General features: G+C 63.4%; 12 protein-coding genes. 9 read left to right on the forward strand and 3 right to left on the reverse strand.

Annotated elements, in window-relative coordinates; all coding sequences use genetic code 11:
• The 4 genes from ACE3S9_RS05250 to coaA all read left to right on the forward strand — a co-directional run.
• Window positions 1–391: HisA/HisF-related TIM barrel protein (locus tag ACE3S9_RS05250; RefSeq protein WP_374545386.1), on the forward strand; the 391-nt coding region annotated here is incomplete at its 5' end.
• Window positions 392–421: 30 nt separating this feature from the next.
• Window positions 422–1,195, forward strand: coding sequence for an imidazole glycerol phosphate synthase subunit HisF (gene hisF, locus ACE3S9_RS05255; RefSeq protein WP_374545387.1), 774 nt, complete (start codon window positions 422–424; stop codon window positions 1,193–1,195).
• An 11-nt stretch (window positions 1,196–1,206) separates the two neighbouring features.
• The gene (locus tag ACE3S9_RS05260) at window positions 1,207–1,530 is read left to right on the forward strand and encodes a phosphoribosyl-ATP diphosphatase (RefSeq protein ID WP_374545388.1); all 324 of its coding nucleotides are present in this window, start codon (window positions 1,207–1,209) and stop codon (window positions 1,528–1,530) included.
• A 19-nt stretch (window positions 1,531–1,549) separates the two neighbouring features.
• Entirely contained in the window at window positions 1,550–2,539 is a 990-nt protein-coding gene (coaA, locus tag ACE3S9_RS05265) for a type I pantothenate kinase (RefSeq protein ID WP_374545389.1), read from the forward strand.
• Between the two features lie 22 nt (window positions 2,540–2,561).
• Here coaA and ACE3S9_RS05270 read toward each other — a convergent pair whose 3' ends face one another.
• Entirely contained in the window at window positions 2,562–2,906 is a 345-nt protein-coding gene (locus ACE3S9_RS05270; protein WP_374545390.1) for a DUF2794 domain-containing protein, read from the reverse strand.
• 451 nt (window positions 2,907–3,357) lie between these two features.
• Here ACE3S9_RS05270 and htpG point away from each other — a divergent pair, with 451 nt between their 5' ends.
• The 4 genes from htpG to clpB all read left to right on the forward strand — a co-directional run bounded on the left by htpG (window position 3,358) and on the right by clpB (window position 10,285).
• Window positions 3,358–5,250, forward strand: coding sequence for a molecular chaperone HtpG (htpG, locus tag ACE3S9_RS05275; RefSeq protein ID WP_374545391.1), 1,893 nt, complete (start codon window positions 3,358–3,360; stop codon window positions 5,248–5,250).
• On the forward strand, window positions 5,247–6,149 hold the full coding sequence (prmC, locus tag ACE3S9_RS05280; RefSeq protein ID WP_374545392.1) for a peptide chain release factor N(5)-glutamine methyltransferase: 903 nt from the start codon (window positions 5,247–5,249) through the stop codon (window positions 6,147–6,149). The genes htpG and prmC overlap by 4 nt, the downstream gene beginning before the upstream one ends.
• A 400-nt stretch (window positions 6,150–6,549) precedes the next feature.
• Entirely contained in the window at window positions 6,550–7,461 is a 912-nt protein-coding gene (locus tag ACE3S9_RS05285; RefSeq protein WP_374545393.1) for a DUF4167 domain-containing protein, read from the forward strand.
• A 196-nt stretch (window positions 7,462–7,657) separates the two neighbouring features.
• The gene (gene clpB / locus ACE3S9_RS05290; protein ID WP_374545394.1) at window positions 7,658–10,285 is read left to right on the forward strand and encodes an ATP-dependent chaperone ClpB; all 2,628 of its coding nucleotides are present in this window, start codon (window positions 7,658–7,660) and stop codon (window positions 10,283–10,285) included.
• A 156-nt stretch (window positions 10,286–10,441) separates the two neighbouring features.
• On the opposite strand, the gene uppP is transcribed toward clpB, so the two are convergent.
• Both uppP and ACE3S9_RS05300 read right to left on the reverse strand, forming a co-directional pair.
• Window positions 10,442–11,317, reverse strand: a complete 876-nt coding sequence (gene uppP / locus ACE3S9_RS05295; protein ID WP_374545395.1) for an undecaprenyl-diphosphatase UppP — start codon at window positions 11,315–11,317, stop codon at window positions 10,442–10,444.
• A gap of 101 nt (window positions 11,318–11,418) precedes the next feature.
• A complete protein-coding gene (locus ACE3S9_RS05300; RefSeq protein WP_374545396.1) occupies window positions 11,419–13,401 on the reverse strand; it encodes a methylmalonyl-CoA mutase family protein in 1,983 nt (660 codons plus the stop codon).
• 435 nt (window positions 13,402–13,836) lie between these two features.
• Between ACE3S9_RS05300 and ccrA the strand changes: the two genes are divergently transcribed.
• Window positions 13,837–15,135: a crotonyl-CoA carboxylase/reductase gene (ccrA, locus tag ACE3S9_RS05305; protein ID WP_374545397.1), complete on the forward strand. Its 1,299-nt coding sequence runs from the start codon at window positions 13,837–13,839 to the stop codon at window positions 15,133–15,135.
• Window positions 15,136–15,570 lie beyond the last annotated feature (435 nt).

Consider the following 15,570-nt stretch of genomic DNA (forward strand, 5'->3'; position numbering starts at 1 on the left):
CGCCCGCCGCTATCCCGGCCGGATCGCGGTCGGAATCGACGCGCGCGACGGTCTGGTCGCGGTCGACGGCTGGGCGAAATCGTCGCAACTGACCGCCGTCGAACTCGGGAAGCGCTTCGAAGACGCCGGCGTCGCGGCCATCGTCTATACCGACATCGCCCGCGACGGCGTGCTGAAGGGCCTGAATATCGAGGCGACGCTGGCGCTCGCCAATGCTTTGGCGATACCGGTGATCGCCTCGGGCGGATTGGCGTCCATTGCCGATATCGAACGGCTGCTGGAGCCCGATTGCGCGCGCCTCGCTGGCGCGATCAGCGGCCGCGCGCTTTATGACGGCCGGCTCGACCCGCAGCAGGCGCTGGCGCTCATCAAATCTAGGCGCGCGGCGTGAACCGGCCCGACGGCCGAAGGGAGCAGAGCCTTGCTTAAGACCCGCGTCATTCCCTGCCTCGACGTCAAGGACGGACGCGTCGTCAAGGGCGTGAATTTCGTCAATCTGCGCGACGCCGGCGATCCGGTCGAATGCGCCATCGCCTATGACGCCGCCGGCGCCGATGAACTGTGCTTTCTGGACATTACGGCCAGCCACGAGGAGCGCGACCTGCTGCTCGACGCCGTCAAGAGGACGGCCGAGGCCTGTTTCATGCCGCTGACGGTGGGCGGCGGCGTCCGCACCCTCGACGATATCCGCAACCTGCTGCTGGCCGGCGCCGACAAGGCCTCGATCATGACCGCCGCCGTCCATGACCGCGATTTCGTCCGGCGCGGCGCAGAAAAATTCGGCAGCCAATGCATTGTCGTGGCGATCGACGCCAAGGCGGTCGCGCCTGGCCGCTGGGAGATTTTCACCCATGGCGGCCGCCGCCCGACCGGGATCGACGCGATTCAATACGCCAAGGAAGTGACCGCGCTGGGCGCGGGCGAAATCCTCCTGACCTCGATGGACCGCGACGGCGCCAAATCCGGCTTCGACATCGCCCTGACCCGCGCCATTTCCGACGCCGTGACGATTCCGGTGATCGCCTCCGGCGGCGTGGGGACGCTCGAACATCTCGTCGAAGGCGTGCGCGACGGCCACGCCAGCGCGGTTCTGGCCGCCTCGATCTTCCATTTCGGCGAATTCACCATCGGCGAGGCGAAGGCCTATATGGCCAAGGCGGGGCTGCCGATGCGGCTCGATCCACTGGCCTGTTGAGGAGCGCCAGCATGACGGACGTGTTTTCCCTCGATGCTCTGGCCATTCTGATCGCCAGACGGGCCGGCGCGGAGGCGGACCAATCCTATACCCGCAGCCTGCTCGATTCGGGCACAGCCCGGATCGCCAAGAAATTCGGCGAGGAAGCTTTCGAGGCCGCGATCGCCGCGGTCGAGCGTGATCGCGCGGGGCTCAAAATGGAGGCCGCCGACGTGCTTTATCACCTATTGGTCTTGCTTCAGGACGGCGGCGTTCCGTTGCAAGATGTGGTCGACGAACTCGCCCGGCGCACCCAGCAATCGGGCCACCAGGAAAAGGCCTCCCGCGGCGGATGACAGGGGGCTGGAGGCGGGCTTGAACGAATTTCCCCGAAATACGGCCGCCGAGCCTACGGTTGAGACGACAGGGCCGAATCTCTCGCCCTATCGCCATTTCACGCGCGATGAATGGGCGCAGTTGCGCGCGGATACGCCGCTGACCCTGACCATAGACGACCTGAAGCGGCTTCAGTCGATCAACGATCCGATCTCGCTGGAAGAGGTCATCGCGATCTATCTGCCGCTGTCGCGCCTGCTCGCGCTTTACGTCGCCGCGACCCAAGGCCTGTTCAAGGCCACCCAGCGCTTCCTCGGCGCGGATGACGGCAAGGTGCCCTATATCATCGGGGTCGCCGGCTCGGTCGCGGTTGGCAAATCGACCACCGCCCGCGTGCTCCAGGCCCTGCTCTCACGCTGGCCGAACACGCCCAAGGTCGAGCTGATCACGACCGACGGATTTCTGCTGCCCAACGAACAGTTGGAGCGCGACGACCTGATGGACCGCAAGGGTTTTCCGGAAAGCTACGACACCAACAGGCTGGTGCGCTTCCTCTCCGACGTCAAGGCGGGGCGCCGCCATGTCGAGGCGCCGGTCTATTCGCATCTGACCTATGACGTGGTGACCGAGGAGGCCGTCAGCGTCGATCGCCCGGACATCCTGATCGTCGAGGGCGTCAATGTCCTGCTGCCCAGCCGCCTGCCGCGCGACGGCAAGGAAACGCCCTTTGTGTCCGACTTTTTCGACTTTTCGGTCTATCTCCACGCCGACGAGGATCAACTCGAAAGATGGTATGTCTCCCGCTTCATGCGGCTCCGCTCGACCGCCTTCCGCGATCCGCGCTCCTATTTCCGGAAATATGCGGAAATTCCGGACGATGAGGCCGAATCGACCGCGCGCAGCATCTGGAAACGGATCAACCTGCGCAATCTGCACGAGAACATTCTGCCGACCCGCGCGCGCGCCAGCCTGATCCTGACCAAGGGCTCCAGCCATCGCATCGAAGAGGTCGCGCTGCGGAAATTGTGAAACGCCTCAGGGCCGATCAACCTTACAGCGTGACCAGTTTCGGCTTTCTCTCCAGCACGCTGAGCACCCGCGCCAACTCCGGACCGCGCTTCAGGATCAGCCCGGTCTGCGCGACCACCGAATAGGCGCCCTGTCTGCGAATCGCTTTCGGCTCCTTCACGATCCGATAGAAGGCCGCCTCGCCATTGCGGCGAAAAATCGAAAACACGGCCTGGGACGCCGAAAAATCCATCGCATAGTCGCGCCAGACGCCCTGCGCGACCATCCGGCCGTAAAGATTGAAGATCGATTGCAGCTCGAGCCGATTGAAGCCGACGACATGGCTCGCCGGCGTCGGCTCGAAAAGGGCCGGGGCAGGCAGGCGCAAGACTTCCAAATTTGTGTCGGGCGGATTTTCGCTCAAGCGGAAGACATCGATTCAAAGATTACACTTTGATGATGACCCGGTTCCGGGCCTCAGGCAAGCCGGGAAAAGACGGACGCTTAAGACATGAGGAAAGTCACAATTCCGCCGCTGTCGCGCCATCCGGCCGCTGCTTTGCGCAGGGACAAAGGAACGGTCGACGGCCCTCGTCCGGGATTTTGCCGCGTTGACGCAGCCCCCCAGCCGGAGCGGCGTCCTGAGTCGAAATAAGGCGCCTGAGACATGAGCCGGCCGGGCCCGTCCCGGCCGGCTCTCTTTATGGCCCCGATGGCCGTCCCGATCTTCCGCAAGCTCTTGAAAGCCGGCGCGCGCTCCGCAATATAGCCGCCCGAGGCCGAAGGCCGGGCGACCAGCGCCCGCGACATTCGTCCAGACCAGGACAAGAGCGAGAAAAATGACGCAGGAAGCGGCGACGATGGAAAGCGAACGTCATGTTTTTCAAGCGGATGTGGCGCGCCTGCTGCATCTGATGGTGCATTCGATCTATTCCGAGCGCGATATTTTCCTGCGCGAGCTGATCTCCAACGCCGCCGACGCCTGCGAGAAGCTGCGCTACGAAGCCAACAGCCATCCGGCTCTGCTCGACGATGGGGCGAGTTTCGCCATTCGCATCCTGCTCGACGCTGAGGCCGGAACCTTGACCGTCGAAGACAATGGCGTCGGCCTGTCGCATGACGAACTGACTTCGGCGCTCGGCACGATCGCCAATTCCGGCACACGCGCCTTCCTCGAAAAGGTCAAGGCTTCGGACTCGAATGCGGCTGAGCTGATCGGCCAGTTCGGCATCGGCTTCTATTCGGCTTTCATGGTCGCCGACCGCGTCGTGGTCGAAACCCGGCGCGCGGGCGGAGATCAGGCCTGGCGCTGGACCTCGGACGGCAAGGGCGAATTCGAGATCGCCCCGGTCGACCTCGAACAGGCGCCGCGGCGCGGGGCGCGCGTCATCCTCCACCTCAATGAGGACTCGAAATCCTATCTCGATCCGCACAAGGTCGAATCGATCGTCGCGGAACATTCCAGCGCTATCGCCACGCCGATCGACCTCGTGGAAAAGCCGGACGCCGAACCGCGGCGGATCGGCGACGGCGCGGCGCTCTGGACCCGGCCCAAGGCCGACATCACGCCGGAGCAATATAGGGAATTCTATCAGGAGCTTTCCGGCCAGTTCGACGAACCGGCGCTCACCGTCCATTGGCGCGCCGAAGGCCGCGCGGAATATACAGTTCTGGCTTTCGCGCCGGGATCGCGCCCGTTCGACCTGTTCGATCCGGCGCGCAAAGGCCGCACCAAGCTTTATTCGCGCCGCGTCCTGATCTCGCGCGACATCGACATACTGCCCGGCTATCTGCGCTTCTTCCGGCTGGTGGTGGATTCGCCCGACCTGCCGCTGAACGTCTCGCGCGAAATGGTGCAGGAAAGCCCGCTGTTCGCGGCGATCAAGAAGGGCGTCGCCAATCGCCTGCTGCAGGAGCTGGGCAAATTCGCCGAAAGCGAGCCGGACAAGTTCCTGGAGCTTTGGAAGAATTTCGGCGCCGTCCTGAAGGAAGGCCTCTATGAGGATCCCGAGCGGCGCGACGCGCTGCTGAAAATGGCGCGGTTCACGACCAGCGTCGACAGCGACGGAAAACGCTCGCTCGCCGATTATGTCGCCGCCATGCGGCCGAACCAGACCGCCATCTATTACCTGGCCGGCGAAGGCGCGGCGCGAATCGCCGCCAGCCCGCAATTGGAAGGTTTTCGCGCGCGCGGCGTGGAGGTTCTGCTGCTGTCCGATCCGGTCGACCCGTTTTGGGTCCAGACCGCCGTCGGCTATGACGGCAAGCCTTTCAAATCGGTCACCCAGGGCGCGGCGGACATCAAGTCGATCACTCTGACCGACGAGGCCGAAAAGCCGGCGGAGGCCGCCGCCGAAATCAAGGATTTCATCGCTCTGGCCAAACAGGTCCTCGAATCGGCGGTGGAGGACGTTCGCGTCTCGGACCGCCTTTCGGAAAGCGCCGTCTGCCTTGTCGCGCCGGAATATGGCCCCGATCTGCGTCTGCAGCAGATCCTGTCGGCGCATGGCCAGTCGCCCGTCGAAATCAAGCCCGTGCTTGAGGTCAATCCCGCCCATCCGCTGGTGGTCGCGCTGGAAAGCCTGGCCAAATCCTCCGACCGTGCCCTGTTCGAGGACGCCGTGTGGTTGATCCTCGACGAGGCGCGTCTGCTCGACGGAACCGCTCCCAAGGACGCCGCGGCTTTCGCCGCGCGGCTGACGCGCGTGCTGGGCAAGGCGCTCGGCGCGTGAGCCTGTCGGCGGCGCCGATGGTCTTTTCCGTCGACGCCTTTTCGACCGACACGGTGGCGCAGGCGCGCAACAGGCTGGCGTCGGCGCTGACTGAGGCCGGAAAGGAGCCGGCCGCGCTCGAAGCGCGGCTCCTGCTGGAAGGCGCCTGCGGCCTGACCGCGCTCGAATTGCTCACGCGCGCCGATGACAGGCTTGAGCCGGACGCGGCCGCGCGATTGCAGCTTTTCGCCGAGCGGCGCCTCGCGGGGGAGCCGGTTGGCCGCATTCTTGGCCAGAGCGGATTCTACGGTCTCGATCTGCTGGTGACGCGCGATGTTCTCGATCCGCGCGGGGACACCGAGACGCTGGTCAAGGCGGCGCTTGATTTCGCAGCCGCCCACCGGACGCCGGCGCCGCGCATTCTGGATCTGGGCCTGGGCTCAGGCGCGATCTTATGCGCCTTGCTCGCCTCCCTGCCGGACGCGTTCGGCGTCGGCGTCGACAAATCGCCCGCCGCCGGCGCGGTAGCGCGGACCAATCTGAACCGCTGCGGCCTCGCCGATCGTTCTTCGGTGTTTTGTGGAAACTGGGCCGACGCGCTCGCCGGACGCTTCGACATGGTGGTTTCCAATCCGCCCTATATCGCGCTGACGGAAAAGGCGGAACTGGCCCGCGAAGTGGCCGATTACGATCCGCCGCTCGCGCTTTACGGCGGACCGGACGGGCTCGACTGCTACCGCGAGACCGCGCCTCGCCTCAACGACTTGCTAACGCCCGACGGCGGCGCGTTTTTCGAAATCGGTTATCGGCAGGGGGCGACGGCCGCCGCGCTGTTCGAAGGCGAGGGGCTGGCGGACGTGCATGTCGTCAAAGACCGCTCCGGCCACGACCGCGTCGTCGCCATGCGCTCCGGCCGCTAAATTCGTGTTTATTGGCCCGTTCGTCCAAAATTTTGGCTTGGCGTAGCAAGAAAAAACGTTTAGTCTGCACCGCAGCAAATACCGGTTGCGCTTGACTTCATCGCAGCACGGCCCGACAGGAGAGCGGTTCCGCACGTCGCGGGAATTCATTCCGCCCCGACCGGCCATTAGCCCTGCGACTTGAGCGACGTGGTACGATCGCCGTTTCCCTCAATGGATCTGGAAGACGAAAAGCGAGTTTGCGGAGAATCGCAAACATGGCCGGTGAGGTAAAAGCGCCGGAACTGTTGCGTCATCAAAAGTCACAATAGGCTCGAGGCTGTGAAGCGTCGGCGCTAAGCTTTGCGCAGACGTTTTGATTATTCAGGGATGATCGATGAGACCTGGTCAGAACAAGCGTATGCGTGGTCGGAATAACCGTAAAGGTCCCAATCCACTCACCAGGAGCTATGAATCGACCGGACCGGACGTAAAGATTCGCGGCACAGCTCAACATATTGCCGAAAAATACCTCCAATTGGCGCGCGACGCGCAATCTTCCGGTGACACGGTCGTCGCCGAGAATTATTTGCAGCATGCGGAACATTATTTCCGCATCATCGCGGCGGCGCAAACCGCCCAGCAGCAAGCCCAGATGGGCTACGGCCGCGGCGGCGAGGATCTCGACGAGTCTGACGAGGACGATGATTTCGCGGCTCTGCCCGACCGGTTCTCCTCGCCTTTCGAGCGGCCGGCGCAAAATCCGGCCCTGAACGCGCCGCAGACCAATGTCGCGCCGATGGGCATGGCCGGACAGCCGCAGCCCTATTTCGATCGCCCCGCCTTTTCGTCGGAAATGGCGGACCGTCAGACGGAGCGTTCGGGCGAACGCAATCCGAATCCCCAGGGCGAACGCCAAGATCGGCAGGATCGCCAGGATCGGCAGCCGCGCAACGATCGGCGCTTCAACCAGCAGGGACAGGGCCGGCAGAATTTTCGCGACCAGCAACCTCGCTTTGACGCCGCGTCGGAACAGCCGCGCGTGAATTTCGATAGTGTGAATCCCGGCCTGCCCGCCTTCATCACCGCGCCGAAACGGCCGGCGGCGAATGGCACCGGCGCCCACGCGCCCGAACCGGAGGTTCAGGCCTTGAACCTTCAGCCGGAGCCGCACGCCGAACCGTCGGATGTCGTCGCGGCCCAAAGCCAGGACGAAGCCGAGGGCCGTTTCCATCTGCGGCCGCGCCGCCGCCGCCGCACCCGCGCGGAAGGCGCCGAGGATCAGGATCGGCCGACGCCAGTCGCCGAGGCCAATTCGGCCGAAGCTGAGTGACACGAGCCTGACCCCATTCCGAAAGCGGCGCCTTGAGCGCCGCTTTTTCATTTTGCGCCTTATTCTCCCGGCGGCTTGGCCTTTTCAAGGGAACGGACCGTTCCCATATCAGCGCCGAGGCCGCCGTTCCGGGGCCGGAAAGATGACGCGCTGTTCTCGCCTTTCGGGAGACAGCGGCGGGCATAGGAGGTTGATCATGAATATTGAAAAGCTGACCGAACGCGCGCGGGGCTTTGTTCAGTCGGCGCAGTCGCTCGCGCTTCGCGAGGGCCACCAGCAATTCACCCCGCTCCATATTCTCAAAGTCCTGCTCGATGACGAGCAGGGGCTGTCCGCCGGTTTGATCGATAAATCGGGCGGCCGCTCGCGCGAGGCCCTTCAGCAATGTGAACTCGCGCTCGCCAAACTGCCGCGCGTCGAAGGCGGCGGAGCAGGCCAGCTTTATCTCGCGCCGGCGACCGCGCGGCTGTTCGACACCGCTGAGAAGATCGCCCAGAAGGCTGGCGATTCCTTTGTCACGGTCGAGCGCCTGCTGCTCGCGCTCGCCATGGACACGAGCAGCGACGCCGGCAAAATCCTCGCCAATGCCGGAGTTACGCCGCAGGGCCTGAACCACGCGATCGAAGAGCTGCGCAAGGGCAGGACGGCCGATTCGGCTTCCGCCGAAAACGCCTATGACGCCTTGAAGAAATATGCGCGCGACCTGACCGAGGCGGCGCGCGAGGGCAAGCTCGACCCGGTGATCGGCCGCGACGAGGAAATCCGGCGCACGATTCAGGTTCTGTCCCGCCGCACCAAGAACAATCCGGTTCTGATCGGCGAGCCCGGCGTCGGCAAGACGGCCATCGTCGAGGGCTTGGCGCTGCGCATCGTCAATGGCGACGTGCCGGAAAGCCTGCGCGACAAGAGCCTGCTGGCGCTCGACATGGGCGCGCTGATCGCGGGCGCCAAATATCGCGGCGAGTTCGAGGAGCGGCTGAAAGCCGTGCTCAATGAGGTCACGGCGGCGGCAGGCGGCATCATTCTGTTCATCGATGAAATGCACACGCTGGTCGGCGCGGGCAAGGCCGACGGCGCGATGGACGCCTCGAACCTGCTGAAGCCCGCTTTGGCGCGTGGCGAATTGCATTGCGTCGGCGCGACCACGCTCGACGAATATCGCAAGCATGTCGAGAAGGACGCGGCGCTGGCCCGGCGTTTCCAGCCGGTTTTCGTCAGCGAGCCGACCGTGGAGGACACGATTTCGATCCTGCGCGGGCTGAAGGAGAAATACGAACTGCATCATGGCGTGCGGGTCAGCGATTCCGCGCTGGTCGCGGCCGCGACCTTGTCGAATCGTTATATCGCCGACCGTTTCCTGCCGGACAAAGCGATCGATCTGGTCGACGAAGCCGCATCGCGCCTGCGGATGCAGGTCGATTCCAAGCCGGAAGAGCTCGACGAATATGATCGGCGCATCATCCAGCTCAAGATCGAGCAGGAGGCGCTGAAGAAGGAGACCGATCAGGCGTCCAAGGACCGTCTGGTTCGGCTCGAAACCGAACTCGCCGATCTGACGGAGAAATCTGCCGAACTGACCGCGCGCTGGCGCGCGGAAAAGGACAAGCTCGGCGCGGCGCAGAAAATGAAGGAACAGTTGGAAACGGCGCGCAACGACCTGCTGATCGCACAGCGCAAGGGCGATTACGCGGAAGCCGGCCGGCTGACCTATGGCGTCATCCCCGAGCTTGAGCACAAGCTGGCGGAAACCGAGGCGAAATCGAGCGAGGTTCTGCTCGACGAAGCGGTGACGCCCGATCATATCGCGCAGGTCGTCTCGCGCTGGACCGGCGTGCCGGTTGACAAGATGCTCGAGGGCGAACGCGCCAAGCTCCTGAAAATGGAAGACGAACTGGCGTATCGTGTGGTCGGTCAGCGCGAGGCCGTGGCCGCAGTCGCGACCGCCGTCCGCCGTGCGCGCGCCGGTCTGCAGGATCCGAACCGGCCGATTGGCTCGTTCATGTTCCTCGGTCCGACCGGCGTGGGCAAGACCGAACTGACCAAGGCTCTGGCCGCCTTCCTGTTCGACGACGACACGGCCATGGTCCGGCTCGACATGTCGGAATATATGGAGAAACATTCGGTCGCCCGACTGATCGGCGCGCCTCCGGGCTATGTCGGCTATGAGGAGGGCGGCGCCCTGACCGAAGCCGTGCGGCGGCGGCCCTATCAGGTTGTGCTGTTCGACGAGATCGAAAAAGCCCATCCGGACGTCTTCAACGTGCTGCTGCAGGTTCTGGACGACGGCCGCCTGACCGACGGTCAGGGCCGGACGGTGGATTTCCGCAATGTCGTCATCATCATGACCTCGAATCTCGGCTCGGAATTCCTGGTCATGCAGCAGGAGGGCGAGGATTCCTCCGCCGTCCACGATGAGGTCATGCAGGTCGTGCGGTCGCATTTCCGGCCGGAATTCCTGAACCGGATCGACGAGATCATCCTGTTCCACCGTCTGCGGCGGCAGGACATGGGCGCCATCGTCGACATCCAGTTCAAGCGGCTCGGCCGCCTGCTGGAGGATCGCAAGATCACCCTGCATCTCACCGACGCCGGCCGGGCCTGGCTGGCGGAAAAGGGCTATGATCCAGCCTATGGCGCGCGGCCGCTAAAGCGCGTCATTCAGAAGAATGTGCAGGATCCGTTGGCGGAACTGATGCTCGCGGGGGAAATCGGCGACGGCCAGACCGTCGACGTCTCCGCCACGGCGGATGAGCTGACCCTGAACGGCGAACCTGTCGTGAAGATCCGCCCCGGCACGGAAAAGCCTCCAGGGCGGTTGAACTGACCGAAAAAAGAAGGGCGGCGCTATAGTGTTTTCGAGCGAAGTGGATGCCGGTTCGCGTAAAGAACCGTAGGTCCGCGAAGCGAATACGCGTCAAAACAAAAATCGAGATCGTTTCATTGTTTCCATGAAACAATGAAACGATCGAGCCGCCCTTTTTTATTGCAGCCAGCCGAGCGACACGCCGACCAGAAGAACGACGCCGATCACGAAACGATAGGCGACGAAAGGCCAGGACGAGAAGCGCTCGAGAATCCGCATCAAGCCCCAGATCGCGGCGAAGGCGGACAGCGAGGCCACGACGAGGCCGACGGCGAGAATCATCCAGCCTTCGGCGGAGAGGTGCGCCTTGTATAATTCATAGAATTCCTTGGCGCCGGCCAGGAAAATCGCGGGTAGGCCGAGCAGGAAGGAAAAACGCGCCGCCTCTTCGCGTTTGAGGTCGAGGAACATGGCGGCGGTCAGGGTCGAGCCGGAACGCGACACGCCGGGAATCAGCGCGCCGACCTGGGCCAGACCGACGATCATGGCGTCCTTCAGCGACACATTGTCGAGCGTGCGGCGATGCTTGCAGAAACGTTCCGCCAGCGCCAGCAGGACCGACATCACGATACAGGCCGCGCCGATCACCCAGAGGCTGCGCAGGGGTGAGCCGCAGGTGTTCAACACTTTCGACAGCAGCGTGCCGAAAATGACCAGCGGCACGGTCGCGAGCAGGATCCAGGTGGTGAAGCGGAACTGCCAGTCGCGGAAATCGCGGCGCCGCACGGCGTCGATCGAGCCGAACACGAGGCCCTTCACATCGCCCCAGAAATAAGAGATCACCGCCGCCAGGGCCGCCATTTGCATGGCGGCGGAAAAGGCCGATCCGGGATCGCGCCAGCCGAGCAAGGCAGGGACGATCCGCATGTGAGCGGTCGAGGAGATCGGCAGCAGTTCGGTTATGCCCTGAACCACGCCAAGCGCCGCCACCTTGGCGACGCCGAGTTCGATGAATCCCGTATCCAACCCTTGTGTGCAGGCCTCGGCCGACATGAGGTTCTCCTGGCGAATCAAAGGAAAATTGGCGAATCAAACGAAAACCTCCCGCCGTTGTGGCAAAAGCGGCGGAGGCTTTCAATCTTAGCGCTGCGGGATCAGGCCTGTCCGGCGCGGCTTTCGACGACCCGGACGATATCGGCCATGATGGCGTTCAACTCGTAATTCTTCGGCGTGTAGACGGCGGCGACGCCCTCGGACAGCAACAGCCTCTCGTCCTCCGGCGGAATGATGCCGCCGACGATGACCGGAACGTCCGAAATGCCCTGGGACTTCATCCGGTCGAGCACGTCGCGAACCAGCGGCACATGCGAGCCCGACAGGATCGAAAGGCCGACGACATGAACGCCTTCCTCGAGGGCGGCGTTGACGATCTCGGCGGGCGTCAGACGGATGCCCTCATAGACCACCTCCATGCCGGCGTCGCGGGCGCGCACGGCGATCTGCTCGGCGCCATTGGAATGGCCGTCAAGCCCCGGCTTACCGACCAGGAATTTGATGCGGCGGCCAAGCTTTTTCGAGACGCGCTCGACCTCGGCGCGGACGGGATCGAGCGAGCCGCCGGCCTGACGCGCGCTGCGGCCGACGCCGGTCGGGGCGCGGAACTCGCCGAAGACCTCGCGCAGCGTCGCGCCCCATTCGCCCGTGGTCACGCCGGCTTTCGCGGCGGCGATCGACGGCTCCATGATATTGCGATCCTCCTGCGCGGCGGCGCGCAGATCGGCGATCGCCTTGGCCACCGCCTTGGCGTCACGCTGCTCGCGCCAGGCCTTCAGCCGCGCGATCTGTTCTTCCTCGACATGTTCCGGCACCACCAGAATGGCGCCGTCGCCGGCGGTCAGCGGCGAAGGCTCGGTCTCGACGAATTTATTGACGCCGACCACGATCTGCTCGCCCGCCTCGATGCCTTCGAGGCGACGGGTGTTGGATTCGACGAGCTTGGACTTGAGATAGCCCGTTTCGACGGCGGCCACCGCCCCGCCCATGGCGTCGATCGCGGCGAGCTCGGCGAGCGCCTCGCGCTTCAGCTCGTCGACCTTTTTCGTCAATTCGACGCTGCCGTCGAACAGATCGCCATATTCGAGCAAATCGGTCTCATAGGCGAGAATCTGCTGCAAACGCAGCGACCATTGCTGATCCCACGAGCGCGGCAGGCCGAGCGCCTCGTTCCACGCCGGCAATTGCACGGCGCGGGCGCGGGCCTTCTTGGACAGGACAACCGCCAGGGTCTCGATCAGAATGCGATAGACGTTGTTTTCCGGCTGCGGCTCGGTCAGGCCGAGCGAATTGACCTGGACGCCGTAGCGGAAGCGGCGGTGCTTCTCGTCCTTGACGCCATAACGATCGCGGGTGAGTTCATCCCACAATTCGGTGAAGGCGCGAACCTTGGCGAGTTCGGTGACGAAACGCATGCCGGCGTTGAGAAAGAAGGAAATCCGCGCGACCACTTCGCCGAAATCCTCGTCGGAAACCTGACCCGACGTTTTCACCATGTCCAGAATGGCGACCGCGGTGGCGAGCGCATAGGAAAGCTCCTGCACCGGCGTCGCGCCGGCTTCCTGCAAATGGTAGGAGCAGACGTTCATCGGGTTCCATTTCGGAACTTCCTTGGTCGTGAACAGGATCACGTCCTTGGTCAGCCGCAGCGACGGCCCGGGCGGAAACACATAGGTGCCGCGCGAGAGATATTCCTTGATGATGTCGTTCTGCGTAGTGCCCTGGAGCGCCGTTCGCGGCGCGCCCTGCACGTCGGCCGCCGCGATGTAAAGCGAAAGCAGCCAGGGCGCCGTCGCGTTGATGGTCATCGACGTGTTCATCTGGACGATGGGGATGCCGTCGAACAAGGTGTTCATGTCGCCGAGATGCGAAATCGGCACGCCGACCTTGCCCACTTCGCCGCGCGACAGCGGATGATCGGAATCGTAGCCCGTCTGGGTGGGAAGGTCGAAAGCGATCGACAGGCCCGTCTGGCCCTTGGCGAGATTGCCCCGATAGAGCTTGTTGGATTCAGCCGCCGTCGAATGGCCGGCATAGGTGCGGAAGATCCAGGGCTTGTCGCGACCAGGGGCTGTTTTCGTCATCGGAACCTCGCTTTCGATCGCGGCGCGCGCCGCCAATTCTTCGCCGGGCAAAAGATCTTTCTATTGCTTTGCCCCAGTTTGATGCGCAGCACAATCGGCCCACGCGGACGCCCCAAGGCTCAGGCTGTTTCATGACAAGGCGATAAGCCGTTGATCCGTCAGCTATTGTTCTTCACCTCGGCGCGGGCGCCAAGAGAACAAAATAGGCGCCGACTTTAGCACGAAGCAAAAAAATTGTGCGAGCGCTCGCAGAGCGACAATATTATGTATATTGGCGACGGTGGAACGAAAATGAGCACACGAATCCGAAAAGGAGTCGCGGGCGGGAGATTCCGTTTTTTCGGGCAGGAGCGAACGAAGAGGTCGCGGCTCGGGAGCCCGGATCGCGGTCAGGCGCCTTGATGGAGATATGGTCACCTAAGACAGGAGTCAGCGTTGAGCAATTCATCGCCAGCGGCGAGCAGCGCGAGCGCAGCAAACCAACCGGTCCTCAAGGACCTCTATGATATTGGCGAGATTCCGCCGCTCGGCCATGTGCCGAAGAACATGCACGCCTGGGTCATCCGCCGGGATCGCCACGGCCCGCCGGAAAGCGCCATGCAGCTCGAAGTGGTTCCGACCTGGGACCTCGACAGCCATGACGTGCTGGTTCTGGTGATGGCCGCCGGCGTCAATTACAACGGCATCTGGGCTGGCCTCGGCGAGCCGATCTCGCCCTTCGACGTGCACAAGCAGCCTTTCCATATCGCCGGCTCCGACGCGTCGGGCATCGTCTGGGCGGTTGGCTCCAAGGTGAAGCGCTGGAAGGTCGGCGACGAAGTGGTCGTGCACTGTAACCAGGACGACGGCGACGACGAGGAATGCAACGGCGGCGACCCGATGTTCTCCTCCTCGCAGCGCATCTGGGGCTATGAGACGCCGGACGGCTCCTTCGCCCAGTTCTGCCGCGTCCAGGACCGCCAGCTCATGGTGCGCCCCAAGCACCTGACCTGGGAGGAAAGCGCCTGCTACACCCTGACGCTCGCGACCGCCTATCGCATGCTGTTCGGCCATGAGCCGCACCGCCTGAAGCCGGGCGACAATGTGCTGGTCTGGGGCGCCTCGGGCGGTCTGGGCGTGTTCGGCGTGCAGCTCATCGCCGCCGCCGGCGCCAACGCCATCGGCATCATTTCCGACGAAACCAAGCGCGACTACGTCCTTTCGCTCGGCGCCAAGGGCGTCATCAACCGCAAGGATTTCAAGTGCTGGGGCCAGTTGCCCAAGGTCAATTCGCCCGAATATGCGGAATGGCTCAAGGAGGCCCGCAAATTCGGCAAGGCGATCTGGGACATCACCGGCAAGAAGGATGTCGACATCGTGTTCGAACATCCGGGCGAAGCCACCTTCCCGGTCTCGACCCTGGTCGTGAAGCGCGGCGGCATGGTGGTGTTCTGCGCCGGCACCTCGGGCTTCAACATCACCTTCGACGCCCGCTATGTGTGGATGCGGCAGAAGCGCATTCAGGGTTCGCATTTCGCCCATCTGAAACAGGCGGCGGCGGCGAATAATTTCGTGGTGGACCGTCGCGTCGATCCCTGCATGTCGGAAGTCTTCCCCTGGGCCAAGATCCCGCTGGCCCATACCAAAATGTGGAAGAACCAGCATGCGCCCGGCAATATGGCGGTGCTGGTCAACGCCACGCAGACCGGACTTCGCACGTTGGAAGACGTGATCGAAGGCGGGAAAGCCGACTGATTGAGACATGAGGCCGCGAGGGCGCTGTTTATCGGACCCTCGCGGCTTCATAAGCCTGTATTCAAGATATTAGTATAATATTTCTATTCAATATCCCAAGCAGCATTGGATTTGTTTCTGTAGCTCTATTGCCAACGGTATCCGTTTGGTTACTTGGCCATTCGCGACGAGACGGCTCTGCTACAAAATAACTATCTTCAGTTCGACTGCATGGCTTGGCGATGCTTGGCAAGGTTAAGCCAAAGTTAACCGAACTTTCTTAACCTTCCGCCGTCATCGAATTTCAGCGGTCCGGATCCTGCCCTATGCGCACGACGACATTGCCAATCGGCGAGGTGCTGCCCGAGTCGGCGCGCGTCTTTTTTCAGCGGCGGCTTGAAGAAATCGTCGGGCTCGCCATCGTCGCGTTCACCGCCGCCCTTGGCGTCGCCCTCG

Source organism: Rhodoblastus sp., from assembly GCF_041915505.1.
In the GTDB taxonomy this organism is placed as follows: Bacteria; Pseudomonadota; Alphaproteobacteria; order Rhizobiales; family Beijerinckiaceae; genus Rhodoblastus.

Bases quoted from the DNA above. Each gene is read 5' to 3' on its own strand.
- ACE3S9_RS05260 (WP_374545388.1), top strand. From the start codon at position 1,207: ATGACGGACGTGTTTTCCCTCGATGCTCTGGCCATTCTGATCGCCAGA.
- htpG (WP_374545391.1), top strand. From the start codon at position 3,358: ATGACGCAGGAAGCGGCGACGATGGAAAGCGAACGTCATGTTTTTCAA.
- ACE3S9_RS05285 (WP_374545393.1), top strand. From the start codon at position 6,550: ATGCGTGGTCGGAATAACCGTAAAGGTCCCAATCCACTCACCAGGAGC.
- clpB (WP_374545394.1), top strand. From the start codon at position 7,658: ATGAATATTGAAAAGCTGACCGAACGCGCGCGGGGCTTTGTTCAGTCG.
- uppP (WP_374545395.1), bottom strand. From the start codon at position 11,317: ATGTCGGCCGAGGCCTGCACACAAGGGTTGGATACGGGATTCATCGAA.
- ACE3S9_RS05300 (WP_374545396.1), bottom strand. From the start codon at position 13,401: ATGACGAAAACAGCCCCTGGTCGCGACAAGCCCTGGATCTTCCGCACC.